Raw genomic sequence first — 24,246 nt, 5'->3', positions numbered from 1 at the left:
CCGGGACGCCTATCCTATGATCTGACGCGGAAGCACGAGGTCGGAAACCTTGTAGATGTGAAATTCGCTTTTCGAGACGGCATCCAGCTTCTTGAATTTTTCCACGAAAGCCGGATCGGAAAAGAATTCGTCGACATTGTTCTCGTCGCGGATCGCCTCGATGTTCACGACGGTTTGGCCGTCCGTGCTTTTCGACAGGTTACTCCATAGAAATCCTTCCTTCCGTTCGGCGACATAGTGCACGACGTCCTGGATGATTTTGAATGCTTCTTCCTGCTTGCCCGGATGGGCATGAATGACGTTCACGACGAACACGGTGGGCTGGGGGGCGAATTCGAATTCGGCTTTTGGGGGATGGGTCACGCGATCTCCGTTCAAAAGATATCCGGCGGAATTTGCCGGCGTTGGGAGAGATAGTCCGCGACACAGGCCGAAAAAACGGGCTACAAATCCGCAGATAACGGACCTTGACGTCCGCAATTGGATTTCTCGCCATGGACAATATCGCTGCGTTGAATGTGTTCGTGATTGCGGCGGAAACCCGTAGTTTCGTCCGCGCCGGAGAGGCGCTCGGCGTTTCATCGTCCGCCATCGGCAAGACCATGGCCCGTCTGGAGAAAAGACTTGGCGTGCGCCTGTTTCACCGAAACACCCGCAACATCGCGATCACGGCTGAGGGCATCATGTTCCTGGAGCGTTGCAGGCGAATTTTCTCCGAGATTGAAGCCGCGGAACAGGAGCTGTCGCAAACCATCGCCGCGCCGCGTGGCTGGCTCCGCGTGAGCCTGCCCCTTGCTGGCATGCTTTTCATGCCGACGATCACCAAGTTCATGCAGGCGTTCCCGGACGTGATGATCGACCTGGATTTCACCGATCGGCTGGTCGATGTGATCGAAGAGGGGTTCGACGCAGTGGTTCGAACGGGCGAAATTAACGACAGTCGCCTGATGGTGCGCACATTGGGGAGGTTTTCCCACCGCATTGTCGGGTCGAAGGAATATTTCGACCGCTTCGGAACTCCCAAAAAGCCGGAGGATCTCTCCGCGCACCTGTGTCTTCACCACAAATATCCGTCGACCGGCAAGCTGGAACGCTGGCCGCTGCGCTACGATGCTAGGGCCGGGAAGCTGGAACTGCCTGTATCGTCGATGGCAAGCACGCTCGAGCCGCTGATCAGCATGGCCGAGGCTGGGCTCGGTATTGCCTGCCTGCCGCTCTTTACCATCGACGGACAGATTGCCGATGGAAAGCTCGTCTCCGTTCTGGCTGACCATGTCGAGGATGTCGGCGAATTTCGCGTCCTCTGGCCGTCGAGCCGTCAACTGTCGCCAAAAATACAAGCCTTTGTAAAGTTCATGGCGGACAATCTGTTTCGTCCCTGATAGCCACTATTTCAGGCCATTGGGACAACTGATCGCAGTTGCGATTGAACAGCTAAAATCGCGCTTTTCAAAAAGAATTTGGCGAAAACTGTTCCTGCTGGTATTCTCCGCCCAACGAAAATCAAATGAGCGCCTGCTGCATGCCTGTCGGCCTTGCGCGGCGCGGTGGAAAAGATACGTGAGTGACCCCGACAGCGGCACAGCGCCGCAAGCAGACGGGGCGTCGGTAGCAGAGCGCAGGAAGGGTAAATCCTCCCGGCGCGCTAAGCGTAAGCGTGGCGGTCAACCCCGTCCGAGCGCTTTGTCTGCGGAGGCCAATCAGACCGGCAAGTCCGGCCCGGTGGCGACACGCCCAACAGATCAGGACGCCGGTTTTCCGGCCAAGAAGCGCAAGCGCAGACGCCGTTCTCGTGGCGGAGCGCAGAATTCTTCACCGACACAGCAACCACAGGCTTCCACGGCGCCGGACCATCGTGCCGCGGGTGAGCATGGTCACGCCTCGTCGAACAAGAGTGGCAAGAACAGGCGCAAGCACCGCAGCAAGCGCGGCCTGCAGGGGAGGCCGCTGGCGCATGAGAAGACGGCGCAGCTCGTCGCTCCCGCCGTCGCCATTGCCGCTGAGCGCGCTCCTGCCCACAGCGATCAGCGGCATCCGCAGCGCCGCGATGGCCCCACGCCGCAACATCAGGCTGACAGCGATTCCCGCCCGCTGGACCTTTATGCCGCGCTCGACCTCGGCACCAACAATTGCCGCCTGCTGATTGCCCAGCCGACGCGGCCTGGTCAGTTCCGCGTCGTCGATGCCTTTTCGCGCATCGTTCGTCTCGGCGAGGGGCTCGGCGCCAGCGGCCGATTGTCGGGCGACGCCATGGACAGGGCCGTCGAGGCCCTGCGTATCTGCGCCGCCAAGCTGAAAACCCGCGAGATCCGCCGCATGCGGCTGATCGCGACCGAAGCCTGCCGCGCGGCGGAAAATGGCGAGGTCTTCCTCGCCCGCGTCATTGAAGAAACCGGCCTGCAGCTCGAAATCATCGATCGCGAGACCGAAGCGCGGCTTGCCGTTTCCGGCTGCTCGTCGCTGGTCGGTCCAGAGGCGCGCTCGGTCGTGCTGTTCGATATTGGCGGCGGCTCCTCGGAAATCGCCATCATCCGTATCGGTGAAAACCGCTCCAGCCGGCTTGCCAACCACATCACCCACTGGACCTCGCTGCCCGTCGGCGTGGTTACGCTCTCCGAACGTCATGGCGGCCGCGACGTCACGCCGGACCTGTTCGAGGCCATGGTGCGCGAAGTCGAGGGCATGCTCGAACGCTTCGATTGCCCGCCGGTTCAGGGGGCTACGCGCGACAGCGACGATTTCCATCTGATCGGCACCTCCGGCACGGTGACGACGCTAGCCGGCGTCCATCTCGACCTGCCGCGCTACGACCGGCGCAGGGTTGATGGCGTCTGGCTGTCGGACGATGAAGTCACCGCGATGCAGGCCAAGCTGCTCTCCTGGGATTTCGCCGGCCGCGCCGCCAATCCCTGCATCGGGCCGGACCGCGCCGATCTGGTGCTGGCGGGCTGCGCCATTCTGGAGGCGATCCGTCGCCGCTGGCCGAGCCCGCGCATGCGTGTCGCCGATCGTGGCCTGCGTGAAGGGCTGCTCACCGATATGATGGCGGATGATGGTGTGTGGCGGCGTGGCCGTTCGCGCCGCAGCCATAGACCGAGGGATATGAAGGGACCACAGGCATGACAAAGCCAACGATCGCCGGCAACCGCACCGGCCGAAAGCTCGGCCAGCGTGTGAAGAACAAGAAGATGAAGGCCTCCTCGCGGCAGTGGCTGCATCGGCACATCAACGATCCCTATGTGCAGCGTGCCCAGCTCGAAGGCTATCGCGCCCGCGCCGCTTTCAAGCTGCTGGAGATCGACGAGAAGCATGGGATCTTGAAGGGTGCGCGGCGCATCATCGATCTGGGTGCTGCGCCGGGAAGCTGGTCGCAGATCGCTGCCAAGGTGACCGGATCGACGGAAGATGATATCCGCGTCGCGGCCATCGACTTTCTCGAAATGGCGCATCTGCCGGGCGTTACCATCCTTCACCTCGACTTTCTGGAGCCGGATGCACCGCAGCGGCTGGTCGAGGCGGTCGGCGGCGAGCCGGATCTCGTCCTTTCGGATATGGCCGCGCCGACAACGGGTCATCACCGCACCGATCATCTGCGAACCATGCATCTTTGCGAAGTCGCTGCGTATTTTGCCGTCGAAGTTCTGGCTGAAGGCGGACATTTCCTCGCCAAGACCTTCCAGGGCGGCACGGAACGCGACCTCCTGAACATGCTGAAGCAGAATTTCCGCCAGGTCGTTCATGTAAAGCCGGGTGCATCCAGGGCGGAATCGGTCGAAATGTTCCTGCTGGCAAAAGGCTTCAAGGGGCGCAATGTCGATCACGGCACAATAAGCGCTTGATTTAGCAGTCGCTTTTGGTCGATGATGTGGTCCCCTCGATACTGAAGGCGGCACATCATCACCATGCTTCTTTACGTCACGCTCGGTTCCAACGACATTCCGCGTGCCCGCGGCTTCTATGACGCGGTGCTGCCTATCCTTGGTTACCGGCGCCAACGCGAATCGGATGAGGAAATCGGCTATGCCGCCGATGGCGATGTCCGCTGCAGGTTCTGGGTGGTGATCCCCTATGATCATCGTCCCGCGACGATCGGTAACGGCTCGATGGTTGCCCTGCACGCGGAAAGTCGCGCCGATGTCGACGCTTTTCACGCCGCAGCCCTTGCCCATGGTGGCAGCGATGAGGGCAAGCCCGGCCTGCGCTCTTTCCACGCCAATTTCTATGCGGCTTACGTGCGCGATCCCGACGGCAACAAGCTCAGCGCTGTCTGCGAGAAGCCTGAGTAGGTCCCCGCTATCCAGCTACTTTACCACCGACTCCTGCGGCTGCGTCGCCGTTACGCGCTGCAGCCCGGCCTTGTGGCCGGAGACCATGGCGCCCGCGTTGCGGTCCATGCGGATGAAGGGAATGGTCGCTAGCACGGTCAGGATCGAGATGCTGAAGAAGGCGATGTGGAAGTCGCGGACCTGCAGCTCGGCACCGCTAAAGAAGGTCGAAGTCTCCAGGATCATCGCGGCAACCGCAACGCCCAGCGCCATGCTGATCTGCTGCATGACCGAACTCATCGACGTTGCCTGGCTGGCCTGCTTGTCGCTGACGTCGGCGAAAGCGAGCGCGTTGATGCCGGTAAAGAAGAAAGAGCGCGAGAAGCCGCCGACCAGCAGAACGCCGATGATGACGAGATGCGATGTCGATGGCTCGAACAGGCCGGTGCAGATCGTCGTCACCGTGGTGACGCCGGCAGCCGATAGCAACGCGGTCTTGAAGCCGACGGCGGTAAAGACGCGGCGCGCGATGAACTTGGTGGTGATCGCGCCGATGGCGCCGGCAAAGGTGATCAGGCCCGACTGGAACGGATTGAGGCCGAAGCCGAGCTGCAACATCAGCGGTATCAGGAACGGCATGGCGCCGATGCAGATGCGAAACAGCGTGCCGCCGGTAACGGAAGCGCGGAAGGTGGCGTTCTTCAGCAGGGTCAGGTTGAGGATAGGCGCCGGGTGACGGCGCGCATGGCCGACATAGAGAAAGCCGCAGACGAAGCCGATGGTGATGGCCGAGATGCCGATTACTGGCGGCAGCGCCGGCAGGCTGATGACCGACATGCCGAAGACGACGCCGGCCGCCGCGAAGGACGTCAGCAGGAAGCCGACGAAATCAAGCTTCGGCGGCCTCGTCGCCTCTACCTCCGGCAGGAAGATCGACGACAGGATAATCCCGAGAATACCCACGGGAACGTTGATCAGGAAGATCCAGTGCCAGGACGCATAGGTGGTGATGAAGCCGCCGAGCGGCGGGCCGGCCAGCGGTCCGACAAGGGCTGGAATGGACAGCAGCGCCATGGCGGAGACCAGGTCGCTCTTCTGCGTCGTGCGCACCAGAACCAGACGTCCGACCGGCGTCATCATCGAGCCGCCGACACCCTGCAGGAAGCGGGCGGCGACGAATTCCAGGAGGCCGCCCGAGGCGGCGCATAGGATCGAGCCGACGACGAAGATGCAGATGGCAATTCGGAAGATGTTCTTCGCCCCGAAGCGATCCGCCATCCAGCCGCTAATCGGGATGAACACCGCAAGCGACACCATGTAGGAGGTCAGCGCCAGCTTGAGCGTAATCGGGCCGACATGGAGATCATTCGCAATGGCCGGCAGGGCGGTTGCGATCACCGTGGAATCCATCTGTTCCATGAACAGCGCAACGGCAAGGATCAGGGGAACGATGCGATTCATAGGCGGATGCCTTGGTGGGTCGTGTCTTCGGGAAAGGGTCCGCCTGGGGCGGACATCCGCTCTGTAGTCCTATGTGCTGCCTCTGCCAATCCCCGAATCTACCGCGTGGCCTCCCGGGCATCACGTCTTCGTGATGCTTGATATGGCCCGGTATAGGTTACCAGGTTTGACATATGCTAAGCGCATGTAAATGCTAAACGCATAAAACGTCATCCGGTCTATTAGCGGATTTGGCTGGACATGTCATGGCTAAATTACCGGCCGTGAAAGATCGTGTTCCAGCCTGCCATGGCCGATGACGGTGACAGGCGTGGCTTACGCTGCCACCATTGGAGAGAATGAAATCATGAGTGTTGTTCTGCCGCCTGAAATTCACCAGTTCAAGCTGGGATCCTGCACTGTCACCGTCGTCAAGGATGGTGCGAATGTCATGGATAACCCTTGGGAAACCTTCGGCTCGAACCAGGCGCCGGATACGGTACGCAAGCTTCTGGCGCAGAGCTTCCTGCCGACCGAGAAACTCGTCAACAGCTATGCGCCCGCCATCATCGACACCGGCTCCGACCTCATAGTCGTCGATACCGGCTTCGGCGCTGCCGGCCGCGTTCGTGGTCTGGGCCGTTTTCGCGAAGGCCTGAAGGCCGCCGGCTATACGGCGGACCAGGTGACCGTCGTTGCCCTGACGCATCTGCATGGCGACCATGTCGGCGGGCTGCTGGAGGATAGCGCTCCGGCCTTCCCGAATGCCCGCTATGTCACCGGCGAGATCGAATACGGCTTCTGGACCGACAAGGCCCGCGAAGGAACGCCGGCCGAAGGCGGCCACAAGGCGGTGCTTGCCAATGTCGTGCCCTTTGCCGAAAAGATGACCTTCCTCAAGGAGGGCGACCAGATCGTCGGCGGTATGACCGCGATGCTCGCTCCGGGCCACACGCCCGGCCATCTCGTCTTTCACCTTGAATCGGATGGCAAGCAACTGGTGATGACCGGTGATACGGCCAACCACTATATCCTGTCGCTCGGGCGCCCGGACTGGGAAGTCCGCTTCGATGCCGACAAGGCCCAGGCCGCCAGGACCCGCCGCCGGGTCTTCGACATGATCGCCACCGACCGCATCCCTTTCCTCGGCTTCCACATGCCGTTCCCGGCCGTCGGCTTCGTCGAGAAGCAGCCGGAAGGTTTCCGCTATGTGCCGAAGACCTATCAGTTCGACCTGTGAGAGCAGACTGCGCAGGGAGGACGAGAAACGCATTCTGAGACTGGCTATGCATTTGCGCTCGGGCTGGCCTGCGGCTGTCCAGCGCTTTTTACTATTCCCTTCCTGTCATAGACGTGTTACCAGCCCTCGCCAACTTCCAAGCAACACTTGCAAGATCGCCCGGTAGACGATTCGTTCCGGAGCTGTCCTGTTTTTTAAAGACGAAGGAATTGGCAATGGCACGCATTATTGAAACGTCAACCGGTTTAGACGCCCTTACCTTTGACGACGTGCTCCTGCAGCCGGGACACTCCGAGGTCATGCCCGGCCAGACGAATATCGCCACCCGCATCGCCCAGGACATCGAACTCAACCTGCCGATCATGTCGGCCGCCATGGACACGGTGACGGAAGGCCGTCTTGCCATCGCCATGGCCCAGGCCGGCGGCCTCGGCGTTATCCACCGCAATCTGACCCCCGTTCAGCAGGCCGAAGAGGTCCGCCAGGTCAAGAAGTTCGAAAGCGGCATGGTGGTCAATCCGGTTACCATCGGCCCCGACGCGACGCTGGCCGAAGCGCTCGGCCTGATGAAGGCCCACGGCATTTCCGGCATCCCTGTCGTCGAGACGTCGCAGCGACTGGTCGGCATCCTCACCAACCGCGACGTCCGCTTCGCTTCCAATCCGGATCAGAAGATCCATGAGCTGATGACCCACGAAAACCTGATCACGGTTGCCGACGGCGTGCAGCAGCAGGAGGCCAAGCGCCTGCTGCATACGCATCGCATCGAGAAACTGCTGGTCGTTGACGGCGAAGGCCGTCTCATCGGCCTGATCACCGTCAAGGACATCGAAAAGTCGCAGCTCAACCCGAATGCCTCCAAGGATGCGCAGGGCCGCCTTCGTGCCGCCGCCGCCATCAGCGTTGGTGACGACGGCTTCGAGCGCGCCGAACGCCTGATCGAGGCCGGCGTCGACCTCCTGGTCGTCGATACCGCCCATGGCCATTCGCAGCGCGTCCTCGACGCGGTCACCCGCGTCAAGAAGCTCACCAACTCGGTTCGCATCATGGCAGGCAACGTCGCCACCTATGACGGCACGCGGGCGCTGATCGATGCTGGCGCCGACGCCGTCAAGGTCGGCATCGGCCCCGGCTCCATCTGCACGACCCGTATCGTCGCCGGCGTCGGCGTGCCGCAGCTTGCGGCCATCATGTCGGCGGTCCAGGCCGCGCAGGATCAGAACATCCCGGTCATCGCCGATGGCGGCATCAAGTTCTCCGGCGATCTGGCCAAGGCCATCGCCGCCGGCGCATCGGCCGCCATGGTCGGCTCGCTGCTGGCCGGCACGGATGAAAGCCCTGGTGAGGTCTATCTTTATCAGGGCCGCTCCTTCAAGGCCTATCGTGGCATGGGCTCCGTCGGTGCCATGGCGCGCGGCTCGGCCGATCGTTATTTCCAGGCGGAAGTGCGCGACACGCTGAAGCTGGTGCCGGAAGGCATCGAAGGCCAGGTGCCTTACAAGGGTCCGGTCTCGGGCGTGCTGCACCAGCTCGCAGGCGGCCTCAAGGCGGCCATGGGCTATGTCGGCGGCGCCGATCTCAAGGATTTCCAGGAGCGCGCCACCTTCGTGCGCATCTCCGGTGCTGGTCTTCGCGAAAGCCATGCCCATGACGTTACCATAACCCGCGAAAGCCCGAACTATCCGGGCTCCGGCGGCTGATCGATGCGGAATGGCGCTGAAGGCAATGTCAGGTCCCTACAGGGCCTGACGGCGGTCCTCGCCGCCCTGTCCCTGGCGCTGTTCGCCTGGATTTACGCGGGCTTCGTCACCGCCTTTCGCGATGTGGCGGCAGGCCAGCAGATGCTGGATGCGCGCGTCGGCGGCTATGAGGCCGAAGATGTCGTCGCCATGGTGCGCTACCTCAAGGATCATCCCGATCCGGCGGCCGTTCTGCATGGCATGTACCTTGGGCCTGAGCTGGTCTTTCCGCTGGTGCTCGGCGGGCTGCTGTTCTGCCTGCTGCGGCTGGTCGGGCCGGGTGGCACCTTTTTCGGCCGGCCGATCCAGCCTCCCATGATCGTCCTGATCTTCTGCCTGCCGATCGTCTATGGCGCGATGGATTATGCGGAGAATATTGCCGGCCTGTTGCTCTATCCGCCGGCAACGCCGTCGGACGGCACCGTGACGCTGATCTCGAGCCTGCTGCCGACCATCGTGCGGCTGAAGTTCCTGTCGCTTGTCATCACCATCATTCTGCTGGCCCGTTTCGCGATTTTTCGCTACCTGTCTCCCGGCGGAACCAAGTCGTCCTGAGCGGTCGCTTCAGCCGTTTTGAAATCGTAAAGGAGTTGGCGGCGTGACCGGCTATGAAATGTTGTGGCCCATGGTGGCCCATGCGGGGCTTGTCTATATTCTCTACGCACTGTTGGGCCTGCGCCGCCGCAACCTGGTCAAGGCCGGCAAGATCCGGCCGTCGCAATTTCGTGAAAACCATGCCGCAGAGGAGCCGTCCGAGAGCCTGGTGGTGCGCAACAGCATCGCCAACCAGTTCGAACTCCCCGTCCTCTTCCATGCCTGCTGCATCACGCTGTTCATCGCCCAGGCGGATAATCTGCCGGCCGTGATCCTCGCCTGGATCTTCGTCGTCACGCGCTATGCTCACGCCTATGTGCATGTCACCAGCAACAATCTGCGCTATCGCAGCCCGCTCTTCGCCCTTGGCTATACCGTCCTTGCCGGCATGTGGGCTTGGCTCGCCATCTGGATCGCCGTTACGCAGGCCATGCCGGCCTGAGCGGCCCATAGCGTCGCTTTTATGCAAATACAAAGGCCGGAGCATGCTTCGGCCTTTGTCGACTCGCCTGGAGTGCGTTATTACATATCACACGTAAAATTGGATTTTTCCCCTTTACGTCCATTGAGTATGCCTGAGGCATAGCCTGCCCGCGTCTTCGGGCGTCGCTTTTGTGACAATGAAACGGGAAATGCATGAGCCCGGAAAAACCAGCCCGCATCGAATTCCGCAAGCAGCCGAAACAGGAACGCAGCATCCAGCGCGTCGATGTCATTCTGGCGGCCGCAGCGCAGCTTATTGCGGAAAAAGGCGTCAGCGCCATGAAGATGACGGAACTCGCCACCGTGGCGGGCGTGCCGATCGGTTCCGTCTACCAGTATTTTCCCGAAAAGGCGGCGATCGTCACGGCGCTGTTCGATCGCCATGCGCTTCTGGTTCAGCAGAAGACGAAGGAAGTTTTCGTCACCGTCTCATCGCTCGATCATGCCGTCGATCTCGTTTGCGGCATGGTCGACTGGTACTACCGCGAATTCCGAGGTGATCCGACCTATATGGGCGTGTGGCTTGGGACGGAAATGGACGGGGATCTGCTGAAACTCAATATCCAGCACAGCAATCGTGTCGCCGAAATCTTTCTCGAGGGCATCGAGCCTTTTCTCCCGGTCGGCAGTTCCATTGACCTTCAGGCCCGCACGCAGCTTTTCAGTCATCTGATCGGCGCCTCCGTCCGCCTCGCCATCATGAGCGACAAGGTGCTGGCGGTCCGCATGCTCAACGAATTGAAACGGATGATCCGGGCGACGCTGTTTACGGAGCCGGCAGGAGACGGACGGCAGTAGGGTTTTAGCGACCGCCTCAAGCCTTCTTCACCAACCCGGCAGAATATGTCCGGCGCGCAGACGCGGATAGGCGCGCGGAAAGGTCTTCACCTCGCCATCGAGATCATCGTCGATCGCCGCCGGCGTGATGTTGTCGAGACAGGCGGAGATATGGGCGGTGATGGCATTCATCAACGACACCGAAAGGCCCGGTCGCTTCATGATGCCGATTTGCACCGGCGGCAGGGGCGGAAAGCCGTCTGCCTGTGTCAGCACCTTCATGCCGGTGCGCAACGCCGATTCCGGCATGACCGACACCGCCATGCCGGCAAGCACGGCAGATGCGACAACGGTGCAGGACCAGCTGGTGAACAGGACCTGATAGTCGCGGCCGCCGGCATCGAGCGCCGAGCAAGCAAGCTGGCGCCACGGGCAGTCGCGCCGCCCGACAGCGAGCGGAATGGGAGCGTCGTCCTTGAGTGGATGATTGGCCGACCCGACCCAGCACAGCGGCTCGGTCCGCACCACATCCGACATTCTCTCGCGCGGATTATGGGTGACCAGCGCGATATCGAGCTCGCCGCGATGCATGCGCTCGGCGAGATCGACGGAAGGTTCGCAGACGATATAGAGTTCGACATTCGGGTGCGTCTTGGCGAAACGACCGATGATCTCAGGCATATAGCGGTCGGCATAATCGTCGGGCGTGCCGATGCGCAGCGTGCCCTCGAGCCGGTTGTCGTCGAAGGCGGCGATCGCCTCGTTGTTCAGGCGGATGATGCGGCGGGCATAGTTGAGCAGCTTTTCGCCCTCGGCCGTCAGCCGGTTGCCGCGGCCGTCCTTGATGAATAGCTGCTTGCCGACGCGCTCTTCCAGCCGGCGCATCTGCATGGACACCGCCGACTGCGTCTTGAACACCCGGTCGGCCGCCTTGGTGAAGCTGCCGGAATCCACGATGGCGATGAAAGTCTGCAACTGATCGTTATCAAGCGGCGCGGACATGATCTCACCTATAAGAGAGTTTGATGCTTACCATTAGAAACATTCGTTGGACTGATCAATAGGTGTTTGGCATCTTCCTAATGCAAATCAGCATACCAATCGACAGACTTCCTGCTGAATTCCTCCCAGCCAACCCCTTTCCCGCACCACCGGGAAGGGGCTCGGCTAGCGCGTGCCTGAAGGAAAGGACCTTGAAATGCGCACGATAGACCAGACACTACATCTCGGCCACGCAAAGCCGTCGCTGCCCCTGACGGCACGTCTGACGCTTGCTTTCGAAAAGATGGCGTCCGTCTGGCGCGCATATCGCAACCGCCGCGAGATCAATTATCTGCATGAGCTGAACGACAGCCAGCTGATGGACATCGGCCTGACCCGCCAGGACCTCGCATCGGCGCTGACGACCTCGACCTTTTTCGAGGACCCGTCCTGTCAGCTGAGCAATTCGGCGCGTCACCGCGCGCGCCTCTTCGGCCTCGACAGCATTCGCCGCTGACGCCGGCCAACCGTTTCCCCGCAGGGTGATAGCCAATAAGCCCTGCTTCTTGCCCGGTGTTCGGCCTCAGTGCCGACACCGGGTTTTTTCTTTTCCAAGAGCAGCTTCGGGCGACGAAAAAAACAATCGCGGAAATTGCCATGTGTTTCGAACGCCTTATGTTACGACTTGACTAAGAAGCGGAAGGCTATGGCAATGGCGACGGTGATCCTCTTTCATTCCGTTTATGGATTGCGCCCCTTCGAGGAGGAGGCCGTCGAGCGCTTGCAGGCGGCAGGGCACAAGGCCTTCGCGCCCGATCTCTATGACGGCTGGTCCGCCCGCTCGAGCGACGAAGGCTTTAAGCTCAAGGACGAAATCGGCTGGACTACCATTTGCGAGCGTGCGGAATGGGCAATGGCCGGCTTGCCTGCGTCAACCGTCCTGGGCGGATTTTCCATGGGTGCTGCCGTCGCGGCAAGTCTCTGGCCAAAGCGACCGCAGACCGCAGGCATCCTCTTCCTGCACGGTATCGCCGAGATTGCGGGCAATGCCCGTAAAGGCCTGCCCTTGCAGCTTCATCTCGCCGACCCCGACCCTTTCGAGCCGGCGGAGGATGTCGCCGCCTGGTGGTCGGCCGCAGCAGGATCGGGAATCGCGGCCGATATCTTCACCTATCCGGGCGCCGGCCACCTTTATACCGACGCCAGCCTGCCCGACTACGACGCCAAGGCGGCCGATTTGACATGGAACCGTGTCCTCAGCTTCCTAGACGCGATCGATGCGCAGGCTTGAACTGAAAATGGCTGTCGCTTAAATTATCTATCATTCTTCATTCCAACAGGATGTGTGCCGCAATGGATTTCAACCCTACCGCAATGCCTTCCAGCCTTGTTACCGGGGAATTCCGTATCCATGCCTGCATCCATCACACTTTCCAATATTTCGTGGTCCACGCCTGACGGACGGCCGCTTTTTTCCAATCTCGATCTGAGTTTCAGTGCCGAGCGCACCGGCCTTGTCGGCCGCAACGGCGTCGGCAAGACGACGCTTTTGCAGCTCATTGCCGGTGAGCTGCGGCCCCAATCCGGGACTATATCCTTCGCGGGTAGCCTCGGTGTGCTCCGCCAGAGCGTCCAGGTCGCCTCCAACGAAACCATCGCCGATCTCTTTCATGTCAGAGAATCGCTGGCCGTTCTGCAGCGCGCCGAGGCGGGAGAGGCGACGGCCGAGGAGCTAGCATCGGCTGACTGGACGCTGGAAGCGCGCATGGCCTCCGCGCTCGATCGCGCCGGCCTCGATGTGGAGCCTCGGACGCATCTTGCGGCGCTGTCGGGCGGCCAGCGCACGCGCGCCGGCCTTGCCGTGCTGATCTTCACAAACCCCGATTTTCTCATTCTCGACGAGCCGACCAATAACCTGGACCGCGGGGGGCGGGGAGCTGTAATCGAGCTGCTTGCAAGCTGGCGCGGCGGGGCAATCGTCGTCAGCCATGACCGGGAATTGCTCGACACGATGGATGCCATCGTCGAGCTGACCTCGCTCGGCGCCACGCGCTACGGCGGCAACTGGAGCCATTACCGCGAGCGCAAGGCACTCGAACTCGCAGCGGCGGAACACGATCTTGCCGATGCCGAAAAGCGCGTCACTGAAGTTGCCCGCGCTGCGCAGGCAACGGTGGAGCGGCAGGCGCGAAAAGATCGCATGGGCAAGAAGAAGGCCGCCAAGGGTGGCATTCCGCGTATCCTGCTGGGCGGGATGAAGGAACGGAGCGAGATGACGAGCGGAGAAAATGCGCGCCTTGCCGAACGCCAGCGTACCGAGGCACTTGAGGAGGCTGTTGCCGCCCGCCGCCGCATCGAAATCCTCCAGCCCTTGTCGGTCAAGCTCCCATCGACAGGGTTGCCGGCCAACAAGATCGTTCTGAAGATCGACGGCGTGACCGCAGGCTACCAGCAGAACCAGCCGGTTATCTGCGATTTGTCCCTCGACATCACAGGGCCGGAGCGGATCGCCGTCACCGGCGCGAATGGTTCGGGCAAGACGACGTTGCTGGCGCTGATCTCGGGAGAACTGAAGCCGTGGGCGGGGACGGTGCGTGTCATGACCACGTTTTCCATGCTCGATCAACGGGTCAGCCTCCTCGATCCGTCTGTCTCGATCCGCGATAACTTCCGGCGGATAAACCCGCTGGCGGATGAAAACGCCTGCCGCGCCGCCCTTGCCCGGTTCATGTTCAGGGCGGATGCCGCACTTCAGTCTGTCTCCACGCTCAGCGGCGGGCAATTGCTGCGCGCCGGCCTTGCCTGTGTCCTCGGCGGCCCGACACCGCCCCCGCTGCTGATCCTCGACGAACCGACAAACCATCTCGACATCGATTCCATCGCCGCGGTCGAGGCTGGGCTACGCGCCTATGACGGCGCGCTTCTGGTCGTCAGTCATGACGAGGTTTTTCTGGAGGAGATCGGGATTTCACGGCGATTGGAATTGCCTGCGTATTGGGCAGCCGATCGCTTGGACAGGATGAAGGGACAATCTGAAAGCAAGTTTGGCCGCTCAATCAATTTGCCACGACGGAGGCCAATTATCGAAGCTCTCAATCGGCGCCGCGTCACATAAGAGCGTATACAGTGGTTCCGCAGGAAAATCGTTCAATCGAATAACCAGCGCCCCATCACATGGATCGATAGTCGTATAGATGAACTCCACATCACCCGTCTTTTTCCAACGAAGCTTGCGTTGCAGAAAAGACTTTGTGATCATTTCTTCCACCGCGAGAAGGCGTATGGCAACCTAGTTGGTCTTCACGTCTATTTCGGCGTAGGCTTACCTTGCGCCGGTTTATAACTGTCGAAGATCGCTTCCATGTTCTTCTGATAGTTTTTCTGCACGTCCAGGCCGCTGTCGAACATGGCGTTGAACATCTCGGTATAGGCGGCCATATCGACGCCGGGGGCCGCAGGCTTGGCTTTCGGCTCTTCCTTCGGCGGTTCCTGAGCCGGCGAGACGTTGCGCATCATGTCCTGAAAGGCCTTGGCGAAAGGATTGTCGAGGAAGGGATTGGAGACGGCGGGCTTTTCGCGCTCGGCAGGCTGCGAGCCGAACATCAGCTCCATCGCCTGGGTGAAGGGGTTGTCGAAGATGCTCGCCTGCGGCGTCGGCTGCTGCTTGGGCGCAAAACCGATGCTCTGCAGCCAGTTCTGCATCATGTCGCCCATTGCCGTGTTGAGAAAAGGATTGGCCATCTGGGGCATCTGGCCGCTGGTTTCCTTGAACAGGCCGCCCATCAGCGTGTCGGCCATGACGGGCAGCATGCGCTTGTAGATGTCCTGGCCGATGCCGGTCATCTGCGCGGCTTGCGCGGCCACGGCACGCGATACCTCCTTGGAGCCGAACAGGCGCCCCAGTACGTTATTGCCGTCGGCAATGCCTTGCGGCGTGAAGGCCTTGCTCATGTCTTCGAAATATTTGGCATAGTTGCCGGAGGTGATGTCCTGCATCACGCCCATGAAGTTATAGGGGTCGGTCGCACTGCGCTTGAAGCCCGAGGAAAAGGCGGGCATCAGCGCCGCCATCGCCTTGGTCGCCTGCTCCTGCGCGAGGTTGAACTGCTTGGCCATCGCCTCAGTGGCTGCGCCGTTCTGTGCCTGCATCATCATGTCGAAGAGTGGCAGCATCGAAGTTCCTTCCCCCGCAATGAGGCCGCTTCTGAATCAGGCGGCGCTTGATTCAGATAGTATAGCGGGAAAAAAGAGGGCGCATACCGGTTTCTATCGGCCGGTCACCGCGGAATTGGAGCCGGCCCTCAGTATTGATATTCCTCGAAGACCGGTTCAACCGACTGGTTCCAGCGACCGTTATAGAGCATCAGCAGATCGTCGGAGAGCGTGCCCTTTTTGGCGAGCACCTCCTCGAGGGGTGCGAGGAACACGCTTTCGTCCTGGCCGTCGCTGTTCAACCGCGCGCGGCTCTTCAGGCCGCTACGGGAAATGCCGATGACATCGCGGGCGACGTCGAACAGGCCATGGCCCTTGATGGCGGCCTTCAGGCCATGCACGGGCACGATATCGCGCAGCGTGTTGACCTCTTCGAAGGTCCAGTCCTTGGTCAGTTCATCGGCGGCGGCAAGGGCCGCGTCGTCATAGAGCAGACCGACCCAGAAGGCCGGCAGGGCGCAGATGCGCCGCCACGGGCCGCCGTCGGCGCCGCGCATTTCCAGGAAGCGCTTGAGGCGTACGTCCGGAAACAGCGTGGAGAGATGGTTGGTCCAGTCGCCCATGGTCGGTTCCCACTCGGCGATCTCGCCCTTCAGCGCGCCGTTCATGAACTGGCGGAAGGTGACATGGGTACAGTCGTGATAGCGCCCGTCGCGCACGACGAAATACATGGGAATGTCGAGCGCCCATTCGACATAGTCATGGAAGCCGAAATCGTCGCGGAAGGTGAAGTCGAGCAGGCCGCCGCGCTGGTTGTCGGTGTCCTTCCAGATCTCGCCGCGCCAGGAGGAGAGGCCGTTCGGCTTGCCCTCGGTGAAGGGCGAGGAGGCAAACAGCGCCGTCGCCAGCGATTGCAGCTTCATCGACACGCGCATCTTGCGGCGCATGTCTTCTTCGGAGGAGAAGTCGAGGTTCACCTGGATCGTGCAGGTGCGGTACATCATGTCGAGACCTTCCGTGCCGACCTTCGGCATGTAGCGGCTCATGATGTCGTAACGCGATTTCGGCATGCGCGGCGTCTCGGCCAGCGTCCATTTCGGGCTGCCGCCGATGCCGAGGAAGCGGATACCCATCGGCTCGGCGATCTCGCGCAGCGTTGCCAGATGCTGGTTCGATTCCTTGCAGGTCTGGTGAATGGTTTCGAGCGGCGCACCCGAGAGTTCGAACTGGCCGCCGGGCTCGATGGAGATCGCACCCATGCCGGTCGGCTCTGCCAACCCGATGATGTTGTCGCGGTCCAGGATCGGATCCCAGCCGGACTTCGCCTGCAAGCCCTTCAGGAGCGCGGAAATGCTGGCGTCGCCGGCATAGGGCACGGGGCTGTTGTCGGCGCGGAAGAACACGAATTTCTCGTGTTCCGTGCCGATGCGGAACTGCTCCTTCGGCTTGTTGCCGTCGGCCAGATAGGCCGTCATGTCCGAGACCGAGGAGAGCGGGGTCTGGTCGGTGGTATCGCGCGCCATGGTATTACCTTGATCTCGGAAAGAAGCCCGCGCAAGCCGTGGACCTATTGGATGGGTGATTGCAGCGGATTGAGGTACGGTGCAAGTGAATTTCTTTCAATAGCCGTTCAAAAAAATAGGATCATGTATCCGGGGGGGAGGGATGTTCAGATCAATCCCAATCGCCGATCGCCGCCTGGATAACCGCCATGGCAGCCACCGCTGCGGTATCAGCGCGCAATATGCGTGGGCCGAGCGGAATGGCCGTGACGAAATCCAGGCTGCGCAGCAGCGCGCGCTCTTCCTCCGAGAAGCCACCCTCCGGGCCGACCAGCAGCGCCAGGCGCTTCTCCTTGATATCAGCCAGAAGCGGCAGTGGATTCTGCCCGGCGTCGCCCTCGTCGCAATAGATGATGCGGCGGTCCCTTGGCCAGCGTTCGAGAAGATCGGCGAGCTTTACCGGCTCGGCGACATCGGGAATGCCGAGAATGCCGCATTGTTCGGCGGCCTCGATGACATTGGCCCTGACCTTGTCGAGATTGGTGATCTTGCCCTGCACATGTTGAGTCATGACCGGCTGCAACAGGCCGGCGCCCATCTCCACCGCCTTCTGCACGAGATAGTCGAGCCTTCCGACTTTCAGCGGCGCGAAGAGATAGTGAAGATCGGACGGGGCGGGCTGCGGCCGCGTCTCCTCGACCGGCGTCATCAGAATGCGCTTGCGCGAGGGAAAGGAGATGCGTGCTTTCCACTCGCCGTCGCGGCCGTTGAAGATCAACAGCTCCGCGCCGTCCTCCATGCGCAGCACGTTGGCCAGATAGTTGAATTGCTCCTGATCGGCGTCGATGCCGGTATTTGCCTTGATGTCCGAAACCACGAACAGCCGCTGCATGCGGAAATTGGCGCGCATGGGTAACCTCTTAAATGAAGAGCGCGACCATAGCCCAATACACCGTGGCTGCAAGCAGGGCCGAAACCGGCACGGTGATGGCCCAGGCGGCGATAATGGTCATGAAATGCGAGCGGCGCACGAGGCGTCGGCGATGGATCTCGTCGGGATTATGCTCGTCGGCCTCTTCCATGTCGTGCCAGGCAATTCCGGAGGCTTCGGCCTTTTGTCGCATGTAGTCCAGCCGCCGTTTCGAGCGGCTGGTGTACCATTCGCGGAAGAAGCCGACGCCGAAGACCGCGCCGACGGCAATGTGCGTGGAGCTGACGGGCAGGCCGAACCAGGAGGCGACGATGACGGTGAGTGCCGCCGACAATGCCACGCAATAGGCGCGCATCGGGTTGAGCTTGGTGATCTGCGAGCCGATGAGGCGGATCAGGCGCGGGCCGTAAAGCAGGATACCGACAGAAATACCGCAGCCGCCGATCAGCACCACCCAGTAGGGCACGGTCTGGCCGGTGGCGCCGGCGACGATGCTGAGGCCGTCGCCCTGGCGGATGCTGCGCACGATTGCCGCAAGCGGGCCGATGGCGTTGGCAACGTCATTGGCCCCATGCGCAAAGGACATCAGCGCCGCCGAACAGATCAGCGGCAGGCGAAAAAGCTTGCGCAACGCGCTGTTCTTGTTTTCCAGCCCGGCGGACTGCGCCGCCACGAGCGGGCGCGCGCAGAGCCAGGTCACCAGGCCGACGCAGATGCCGATCGCCAGGGTAGGGAGGCCGGCGACCATATCCCTGGAGGCGAGTTGCAGGACAAGATAGGCGGAAAAGGCGCCGGCCATCAGGCCGATGAGAATGGGGATCCAGTATTTGGCCGCGGCAATCTTGTCGCTACGATAGATGATGAAGGTCTTGATGAAAAACAGCATGCTGGCGGCGATCGTGCCACCGAGAAAGGGCGTCACCACCCAGCCTGCGGAGATCGCCGCCAGCACATGCCAGTTGACCATGTCCGGCCCGACGGCGGCGGCGCCCGCGCCCACCACGGCGCCGACGATGGCATGCGTGGTCGAGACCGGCGCTTTCAGCCAGGTGGCTAAATTGATCCAGAGCGCGGCGGCCAGCAGCGCTGCCATCATCAACCAGGCGAGCTTGCCGCTGCTGATGATCCGGTCGGTATCGACGATATGGGTCGAAACGGTCTTGATAACAGGACCGCCCGCGATCGTGGCGCCGAGAATTTCGAAGATGGCGGCCATGACCAGGGCCTGCGTCATGGTGATGGCGCGGGCACCGACCGCCGCGCCGACATTGTTGGCGACGTCCTTGGCGCCGATGTTCATGGCCATGTAGCCTGCAAGCGCCACGGCGGCGATGACCAGCGTCGCACCGGGCCGGTCCAGCACGTAAATGCCGGCAACAAACATGGCGAGGCCAAGGAAGATCAGGCCAAGGCCGGGAGCGATCAGCAGCTTCGTGACATGGTTGGCCGCATCCTCGACATAGGTGAGTTTGTCGAGGTCCTTGTCTAGCGTCCGTTTTGTCAGTGTCGCCGGTCGTTCGTCGGGCATGCCATTCTCAGAATCGAAACGGATAGTCTTACGCGACACGGCGCACCGGGCAATGCCCGGCGATCGTTTCGGCGCAATTTATGTGTTGGGAATATCTAGCAGCTTACTTTGACTGCGCTGTGGCAGGCCCTGCCGTCATCCGCACCTGGAAGGCAAGGATGATATCGCGCAGCTCCGACTCGCGAACGCGCTTGACGGCTTCGTCGCAGGAGACCCACTCTATCGTGCGCTCGCCCTTTTCCTTGAAATTCTTGGCGAGATTGCTGACATCAAGCGCATAGACCTGGACCCGGCAGGGCACCTGGATGCCGTCCTTCAGGACTTTGTCATAGCTGAACGCGCCCAGCGGTTCGGTTTCCACCGTCCCATGCACGCCGGCCTCTTCATAAGCTTCGCGGGCGGCAACTTCATGCGACAGCTTGCCCGGCATCGGCCAGCCCTTTGGTATGACCCAGCGGCCGGTGTCGCGGCTCGTCAGCAGCAGCATTTCGAGCTCGCCCGTCTTCTTCCTTATCCGATAGCAGAGCGCGGCATATTGCTGTCGCGGCGGACGCCGAAACATGAGCTGCACATCATTTGCGATACGGGTAAGAATGGCCAAGGGTCGGGTCACCATAAAGAGCTTGAGTTGAGAATCGGTCATATATTAGCATTATGTGGAAAAATTATGCATTGCTTGGGAGTACATATGGTGTTTCCCCACATCTTTATTGAGTGTTCAGTAGAAAAAAACGAGCTGATTCGGCCCCTGATATTCGCCAGTCATTGTGCTGTAAACGACATGGGGTGCGGTTTACATGCCGCAGATGGTGCAATTGCTCGCCGGCTCTTTCTATCATACTGGGAAAACAATATAAATCTTCGGCATGTCCGAACATTCCCGCCGCAACATCTTCCTCCGCTGGTCGCCTATCGCTCCCAATAAGGCACCGGCCCATACAATTCCGCCAGGAAATCGATGAAGACGCGTACCTTCGCCGGCAGGAACTGGCGGCTGGGGTAGACGGCCGAGAGCGTGACATTGTGCGAGCCCTCATAGGCGGGCAGCACCTGCACCAGGCGGCCATCCTTCAGTTCGGGGCCGATGTCCCAGGTGGAGCGCAGCGCGATGCCGAGGCCGGCGATGACAGCTTCGCGAATGACCTCGCTGGAATTGGTGATCAGCATGCCTTCCGGACGAAAGGTCAGTGCGCCCTTCGGTCCCTCCAGCCGCCACGGATCATGATTGTGCGCCGGCAGGCAGACATGGCGGCGCAGATCGTCGATGTCCTCGGGCATGCCGTGGGCGGCGACATAGGCGGGCGAGGCGCAGAGTACCCGGCGCACAGGAGCCAGGCGCCGGGCAACCAGGCTGGAATCGGTGAGTTCGGCAATGCGGATGGCAAGATCATAGCCGCCGCCGACGATATCGGTGAATTCGTCGGTCAGGATGAGATTGATCGCCAGGTCCGGATGCGCCTGCATGAAGGTCTTCAGGTGCGGGGCGATATGCAGCCGGCCGAAGGAGGTCGGAGCGGAGATTTTCAACGTGCCCTGCATCTGCGCGGAGCGGCCGGCGATGTAGGCCTCGGCCTCCTCCAGCCCCGCGAGGATGGCGAGCACCCGGTCGTAAAAGCCCTGGCCCGCTTCCGTCAGCGAAATCTGCCGCGTCGTGCGCTGCAAGAGCCGCGTGCCGAGCCTGTCCTCCAGCCGCTTGATGCGCTTGGAAATGACGGCTGGCGAAAAGCCGAGCGCACGCCCGGCAAGCGACATGCTGCCCGTCGCGACGACGCTGGCGAATATTTCGAGATCCCCAAGGTTGGTCATGGCGTAACTTGTTCCTGTTTTGGCATAAATGCTTATCATTTGCGCCGATTTCGGGAAAGTGATAACCGTGATATGGCGTTAAAAAGAGGCTGTATCCCGATTTGGATGCAGGAGGAGAACGCCATGACCGAGGCCATTTCATTTCTGGCACCACGCGCGGATGTCCTGGCCCGCCGCAGCGAGATCGTGGCTGATCTCACCGACCTTCTCGCCCCGGAATGCCTGATCCACGAGCCGCGCGAGTTGATGCCCTTCGAGACGGATGCCTTCGTTTCCTATCGCCGCATGCCGCTCGCCGTCGCCCTGCCGCGCTCGACGGCCGAAGTTGCCGCCGTGATGAAATACTGTCATCGCTACGGTATTCCCGTCGTGCCGCGCGGCGCCGGCACCTCGCTTTCCGGCGGCGCCATTCCGCAGGAAGATGCCGTCGTGCTCGGCCTTTCCAAGATGAGCCGCATTCTCGACGTCGATTTCGCCAACCGCACGGCAACCGTGCAGGCCGGCGTCACCAACCTGACCATCTCCGAAAACGTCTCGGCCGACGGTTTCTTTTATGCGCCCGACCCGAGTTCGCAGCTCGCCTGCACCATCGGCGGCAATATCGGCATGAATTCCGGCGGTGCGCACTGCTTGAAATACGGCGTCACCACCAACAACCTGCTCGGCGTCAAGCTGGTGCTGACCGACGGCACGGTAATCGATCTTGGCGGCAAGGCGCTGGATGCGGCGGGCTATGACCTCCTTGGCCTCGTCTGCGGCTCTGAAGGGCAACTCGGCATCGTCACGGAAGCGACGGTGCGGCTGATCGCCAAGCCGGAGGGCGCGCGACCCGTGCTGTTCGGCTTCGATACCTCGGAACAGGCGGGCGCCTGCGTGGCCGATGTCATTGCCGCCGGCATCGTGCCCGTCGCCATCGAATTCATGGACAAGCAGGCGATCGAGATCTGCGAGGCCTTTGCCCATGCCGGCTATCCTCTCGATGTCGGTGCGCTGTTGATCGTCGAGGTCGAGGGCTCGGAAGCGGAGATGGACGACATGCTGAAAAGCATCGTCGACATCGCCCGCGCCCACAAGGTCAAGACCGTGCGTGAATGCCAGTCGGCAACCGAGGCGGCGCTGATCTGGAAGGGCCGTAAATCCGCTTTCGGCGCCACCGGTCGCATCGCCGACTATATCTGCATGGATGGCACGGTGCCGCTCAGCCAGCTCTCCTATGTCCTGCAGAAGACCACAGAGATCGTCGACCATTATGGCCTGCGCGTCGCCAATGTCTTCCATGCCGGCGATGGCAACATGCATCCGCTGATCCTGTTCAACGCCAACGATCCCGAGGATGCTGCCAAGGCGGAAGCCGCGGGCAACGATATCCTCCGGCTCTGTGTCGACGCCGGCGGCTGCCTGACGGGGGAACACGGCGTCGGCATCGAGAAGCGTGACCTGATGCGGCACCAATATGCAGAGGTCGATCTCGCCCAGATGATGTCGGTGCGCGCCGCCTTCGATCCCGGCTGGATCCTCAACCCTTCCAAGGTCTTCCCGCTGGACGGACGTAACGCAGCATGAGCGAATTTCTGCCGAAGATAGAAGACGAGGCCGCAGCCATCATTCGCGACCATGCAGCCCGGGGTGCCACTCTGGCGGTCATTGGCGGCAACACACGCTCTGGCTTCGGCAATGCCGTCGCCACTGACGCGACATTATGTTCGCAAGGACTGACCGGCATCGTCGCCTATAATCCCGGTGAGATGGTGATGACCGTACGGGCGGGAACGCCCGTTGCCGAAGTCGAGGCAGCGCTTGCCGACAGCGGCCAGATGATGGCCTTCGAGCCGATGGATCATCGGCCGTTGCTGGCGACCGAGGGGGAGCCGACGATCGGCGGCGTCTTTGCCGCCAATGTTTCCGGTCCCCGCCGTTTCATCAGCGGTGCCGCGCGCGACAGCCTGCTCGGCGTCCGTTTCGTCAACGGCAAGGGTGAGATCGTCAAGGCCGGCGGACGGGTGATGAAGAACGTCACCGGTCTCGATTTGGTCAAGCTGATGGCCGGTTCGCACGGCACGCTCGGGCTTTTGACCGAGGTCACCTTCCGCGTGCCGCCGCGACCAAAGACGGAGGAGACGATCGTCGTTTCCGGCCTCAACGATGCCGAGGCGGCAAATGCCATGGCGGCGGTGATGGCATTGCCGCTCGACATATCGGGCGCCGCGCATCTGCCACTGACCGTCCGCTGGACCTTTCTCGACGGCAAGCTGCCGGAAGGCGAGGCGACTGTGCTACGCATCGAGGGTCTGGCCGGTTCGGTCTCGGTCAGGGCCGAAAAACTGGCCGCCGCCATGGGTAGCCTCGGGCCAGTGATACGGCTCGCCGAGACGGAGAGCCGGCGGCTCTGGCGCGAGATCCGCGATGTGAAGCCCTATGCCGACGGCACGATGCGCCCCGTCTGGCGCGTTTCTGTCGCCCCGAGCATCGGTCATCAGCTCGTCGCCGCCCTTCGTCTCGATGCCGGCGTCGATGCCTATTACGACTGGCAGGGCGGCCTTGTCTGGATGCGGATGGAATCGGAACCGGAAGGCGATCTCGTCCGCCGCTATATCCACGCCCTCGGCGGCGGCCACGCGACCTTGCTGCGCGCCACGCCCGCCGCCCGTGCGACGACACCGGCCTTCCAGCCGCAGCCGGAGGCGGTGGCGCTATTGTCGGCGCGCGTCAAGGAAAAGTTCGATCCGGCGGGGATTTTCAATCCGGGGAAGATGGCGTGATGGGATTGGATTTTTGTCCGCAACAGCCCCTCACCCTAGCCCTCTCCCC

At 61.6% G+C, this 24,246-nt stretch carries 23 protein-coding genes; 14 read left to right on the top strand and 9 right to left on the bottom strand.

Annotated features, from left to right (window positions below; genetic code table 11):
* Positions 1–9 precede the first annotated feature (9 nt).
* Positions 10–363: an antibiotic biosynthesis monooxygenase gene (locus EX00_RS24135; protein ID WP_047463885.1), complete on the bottom strand. Its 354-nt coding sequence runs from the start codon at positions 361–363 to the stop codon at positions 10–12.
* A 131-nt stretch (positions 364–494) separates the two neighbouring features.
* On the opposite strand from EX00_RS24135, the gene EX00_RS24130 reads away from it, so the two are divergent.
* The 4 genes from EX00_RS24130 (at position 495) to EX00_RS24115 (ending at position 4,286) form a co-directional block, all read left to right on the top strand.
* Complete coding sequence (locus EX00_RS24130; protein WP_047463745.1) at positions 495–1,382, top strand: LysR family transcriptional regulator; 888 nt, start codon at positions 495–497, stop codon at positions 1,380–1,382.
* A gap of 178 nt (positions 1,383–1,560) precedes the next feature.
* Entirely contained in the window at positions 1,561–3,123 is a 1,563-nt protein-coding gene (locus EX00_RS24125) for a Ppx/GppA phosphatase family protein (RefSeq protein WP_047463743.1), read from the top strand.
* Entirely contained in the window at positions 3,120–3,839 is a 720-nt protein-coding gene (locus tag EX00_RS24120) for an RlmE family RNA methyltransferase (protein ID WP_047463740.1), read from the top strand. Before EX00_RS24125 ends, EX00_RS24120 begins: the two co-directional genes overlap by 4 nt.
* A 63-nt stretch (positions 3,840–3,902) precedes the next feature.
* The gene (locus EX00_RS24115) at positions 3,903–4,286 is read left to right on the top strand and encodes a VOC family protein (RefSeq protein WP_047463738.1); all 384 of its coding nucleotides are present in this window, start codon (positions 3,903–3,905) and stop codon (positions 4,284–4,286) included.
* 15 nt (positions 4,287–4,301) lie between these two features.
* Here the strand turns inward: EX00_RS24115 and EX00_RS24110 are convergent, their stop codons facing one another.
* Positions 4,302–5,726, bottom strand: a complete 1,425-nt coding sequence (locus EX00_RS24110) for an MFS transporter (RefSeq protein WP_047463736.1) — start codon at positions 5,724–5,726, stop codon at positions 4,302–4,304.
* 295 nt (positions 5,727–6,021) lie between these two features.
* On the opposite strand from EX00_RS24110, the gene EX00_RS24105 reads away from it, so the two are divergent.
* From EX00_RS24105 to EX00_RS24085, 5 genes are all read left to right on the top strand, one after another.
* A complete protein-coding gene (locus EX00_RS24105; protein WP_404944039.1) occupies positions 6,022–6,945 on the top strand; it encodes an MBL fold metallo-hydrolase in 924 nt (307 codons plus the stop codon).
* Positions 6,946–7,160: 215 nt separating this feature from the next.
* A complete protein-coding gene (gene guaB / locus EX00_RS24100) occupies positions 7,161–8,645 on the top strand; it encodes an IMP dehydrogenase (protein ID WP_047463732.1) in 1,485 nt (494 codons plus the stop codon).
* Positions 8,646–8,648: 3 nt separating this feature from the next.
* A complete protein-coding gene (locus EX00_RS24095) occupies positions 8,649–9,239 on the top strand; it encodes a hypothetical protein (protein WP_047463730.1) in 591 nt (196 codons plus the stop codon).
* Positions 9,240–9,282: 43 nt separating this feature from the next.
* Positions 9,283–9,720, top strand: coding sequence for an MAPEG family protein (locus tag EX00_RS24090; RefSeq protein WP_047463728.1), 438 nt, complete (start codon positions 9,283–9,285; stop codon positions 9,718–9,720).
* A 194-nt stretch (positions 9,721–9,914) separates the two neighbouring features.
* Positions 9,915–10,559, top strand: a complete 645-nt coding sequence (locus EX00_RS24085; RefSeq protein ID WP_047463726.1) for a TetR family transcriptional regulator — start codon at positions 9,915–9,917, stop codon at positions 10,557–10,559.
* Between the two features lie 27 nt (positions 10,560–10,586).
* On the opposite strand, the gene EX00_RS24080 is transcribed toward EX00_RS24085, so the two are convergent.
* Entirely contained in the window at positions 10,587–11,540 is a 954-nt protein-coding gene (locus EX00_RS24080) for a LysR substrate-binding domain-containing protein (RefSeq protein WP_047463724.1), read from the bottom strand.
* A gap of 196 nt (positions 11,541–11,736) precedes the next feature.
* On the opposite strand from EX00_RS24080, the gene EX00_RS24075 reads away from it, so the two are divergent.
* The 3 genes from EX00_RS24075 to EX00_RS24065 all read left to right on the top strand — a co-directional run bounded on the left by EX00_RS24075 (position 11,737) and on the right by EX00_RS24065 (position 14,634).
* The gene (locus EX00_RS24075; RefSeq protein ID WP_047463722.1) at positions 11,737–12,036 is read left to right on the top strand and encodes a DUF1127 domain-containing protein; all 300 of its coding nucleotides are present in this window, start codon (positions 11,737–11,739) and stop codon (positions 12,034–12,036) included.
* A 195-nt stretch (positions 12,037–12,231) separates the two neighbouring features.
* On the top strand, positions 12,232–12,810 hold the full coding sequence (locus EX00_RS24070) for a dienelactone hydrolase family protein (protein ID WP_047463720.1): 579 nt from the start codon (positions 12,232–12,234) through the stop codon (positions 12,808–12,810).
* A gap of 120 nt (positions 12,811–12,930) precedes the next feature.
* The gene (locus EX00_RS24065) at positions 12,931–14,634 is read left to right on the top strand and encodes an ABC-F family ATP-binding cassette domain-containing protein (protein ID WP_080761319.1); all 1,704 of its coding nucleotides are present in this window, start codon (positions 12,931–12,933) and stop codon (positions 14,632–14,634) included.
* Between the two features lie 191 nt (positions 14,635–14,825).
* Here the strand turns inward: EX00_RS24065 and EX00_RS24060 are convergent, their stop codons facing one another.
* From EX00_RS24060 to EX00_RS24035, 6 genes are all read right to left on the bottom strand, one after another.
* A complete protein-coding gene (locus EX00_RS24060) occupies positions 14,826–15,692 on the bottom strand; it encodes a DUF937 domain-containing protein (RefSeq protein WP_047463718.1) in 867 nt (288 codons plus the stop codon).
* Positions 15,693–15,820: 128 nt separating this feature from the next.
* Entirely contained in the window at positions 15,821–17,194 is a 1,374-nt protein-coding gene (locus EX00_RS24055) for a glutamate--cysteine ligase (RefSeq protein ID WP_047463717.1), read from the bottom strand.
* Between the two features lie 151 nt (positions 17,195–17,345).
* On the bottom strand, positions 17,346–18,083 hold the full coding sequence (locus EX00_RS24050; RefSeq protein WP_047463715.1) for a 16S rRNA (uracil(1498)-N(3))-methyltransferase: 738 nt from the start codon (positions 18,081–18,083) through the stop codon (positions 17,346–17,348).
* Positions 18,084–18,093: 10 nt separating this feature from the next.
* Positions 18,094–19,632: an inorganic phosphate transporter gene (locus tag EX00_RS24045; protein ID WP_047463713.1), complete on the bottom strand. Its 1,539-nt coding sequence runs from the start codon at positions 19,630–19,632 to the stop codon at positions 18,094–18,096.
* A 103-nt stretch (positions 19,633–19,735) separates the two neighbouring features.
* On the bottom strand, positions 19,736–20,248 hold the full coding sequence (locus tag EX00_RS24040) for an NUDIX hydrolase (RefSeq protein WP_047463880.1): 513 nt from the start codon (positions 20,246–20,248) through the stop codon (positions 19,736–19,738).
* A gap of 293 nt (positions 20,249–20,541) precedes the next feature.
* The gene (locus tag EX00_RS24035) at positions 20,542–21,438 is read right to left on the bottom strand and encodes a LysR family transcriptional regulator (protein ID WP_047463711.1); all 897 of its coding nucleotides are present in this window, start codon (positions 21,436–21,438) and stop codon (positions 20,542–20,544) included.
* Between the two features lie 123 nt (positions 21,439–21,561).
* Between EX00_RS24035 and EX00_RS24030 the strand changes: the two genes are divergently transcribed.
* Together EX00_RS24030 and EX00_RS24025 are read left to right on the top strand one after the other, a co-directional pair.
* Entirely contained in the window at positions 21,562–23,001 is a 1,440-nt protein-coding gene (locus EX00_RS24030; RefSeq protein ID WP_047463709.1) for an FAD-binding oxidoreductase, read from the top strand.
* Positions 22,998–24,197 (top strand): FAD-binding protein, encoded by a 1,200-nt coding sequence (locus tag EX00_RS24025; protein WP_047463707.1) that lies wholly within the window; start codon positions 22,998–23,000, stop codon positions 24,195–24,197. The genes EX00_RS24030 and EX00_RS24025 overlap by 4 nt, the downstream gene beginning before the upstream one ends.
* The last annotated feature ends 49 nt before the right edge of the window (positions 24,198–24,246 follow it).

The organism is Martinezella rhizogenes, from assembly GCF_000799715.1.
GTDB lineage: Bacteria > Pseudomonadota > Alphaproteobacteria > Rhizobiales > Rhizobiaceae > Rhizobium > Rhizobium rhizogenes_C.
Note: the sequence above shows the minus strand (reverse complement) of the source record. Positions and strands in the feature narration are given on the sequence as shown.

Bases quoted from the DNA above. Each gene is read 5' to 3' on its own strand.
- EX00_RS24130 (WP_047463745.1), top strand. From the start codon at position 495: ATGGACAATATCGCTGCGTTGAATGTGTTCGTGATTGCGGCGGAAACC.
- EX00_RS24120 (WP_047463740.1), top strand. From the start codon at position 3,120: ATGACAAAGCCAACGATCGCCGGCAACCGCACCGGCCGAAAGCTCGGC.
- EX00_RS24115 (WP_047463738.1), top strand. From the start codon at position 3,903: ATGCTTCTTTACGTCACGCTCGGTTCCAACGACATTCCGCGTGCCCGC.
- EX00_RS24110 (WP_047463736.1), bottom strand. From the start codon at position 5,726: ATGAATCGCATCGTTCCCCTGATCCTTGCCGTTGCGCTGTTCATGGAA.
- EX00_RS24105 (WP_404944039.1), top strand. From the start codon at position 6,022: ATGACGGTGACAGGCGTGGCTTACGCTGCCACCATTGGAGAGAATGAA.
- guaB (WP_047463732.1), top strand. From the start codon at position 7,161: ATGGCACGCATTATTGAAACGTCAACCGGTTTAGACGCCCTTACCTTT.
- EX00_RS24095 (WP_047463730.1), top strand. From the start codon at position 8,649: ATGCGGAATGGCGCTGAAGGCAATGTCAGGTCCCTACAGGGCCTGACG.
- EX00_RS24085 (WP_047463726.1), top strand. From the start codon at position 9,915: ATGAGCCCGGAAAAACCAGCCCGCATCGAATTCCGCAAGCAGCCGAAA.
- EX00_RS24080 (WP_047463724.1), bottom strand. From the start codon at position 11,540: ATGTCCGCGCCGCTTGATAACGATCAGTTGCAGACTTTCATCGCCATC.
- EX00_RS24075 (WP_047463722.1), top strand. From the start codon at position 11,737: ATGCGCACGATAGACCAGACACTACATCTCGGCCACGCAAAGCCGTCG.
- EX00_RS24070 (WP_047463720.1), top strand. From the start codon at position 12,232: ATGGCGACGGTGATCCTCTTTCATTCCGTTTATGGATTGCGCCCCTTC.
- EX00_RS24065 (WP_080761319.1), top strand. From the start codon at position 12,931: ATGCCTGCATCCATCACACTTTCCAATATTTCGTGGTCCACGCCTGAC.
- EX00_RS24060 (WP_047463718.1), bottom strand. From the start codon at position 15,692: ATGCTGCCACTCTTCGACATGATGATGCAGGCACAGAACGGCGCAGCC.
- EX00_RS24055 (WP_047463717.1), bottom strand. From the start codon at position 17,194: ATGGCGCGCGATACCACCGACCAGACCCCGCTCTCCTCGGTCTCGGAC.
- EX00_RS24050 (WP_047463715.1), bottom strand. From the start codon at position 18,083: ATGCGCGCCAATTTCCGCATGCAGCGGCTGTTCGTGGTTTCGGACATC.
- EX00_RS24045 (WP_047463713.1), bottom strand. From the start codon at position 19,632: ATGCCCGACGAACGACCGGCGACACTGACAAAACGGACGCTAGACAAG.
- EX00_RS24040 (WP_047463880.1), bottom strand. From the start codon at position 20,248: ATGGTGACCCGACCCTTGGCCATTCTTACCCGTATCGCAAATGATGTG.
- EX00_RS24035 (WP_047463711.1), bottom strand. From the start codon at position 21,438: ATGACCAACCTTGGGGATCTCGAAATATTCGCCAGCGTCGTCGCGACG.
- EX00_RS24030 (WP_047463709.1), top strand. From the start codon at position 21,562: ATGACCGAGGCCATTTCATTTCTGGCACCACGCGCGGATGTCCTGGCC.
- EX00_RS24025 (WP_047463707.1), top strand. From the start codon at position 22,998: ATGAGCGAATTTCTGCCGAAGATAGAAGACGAGGCCGCAGCCATCATT.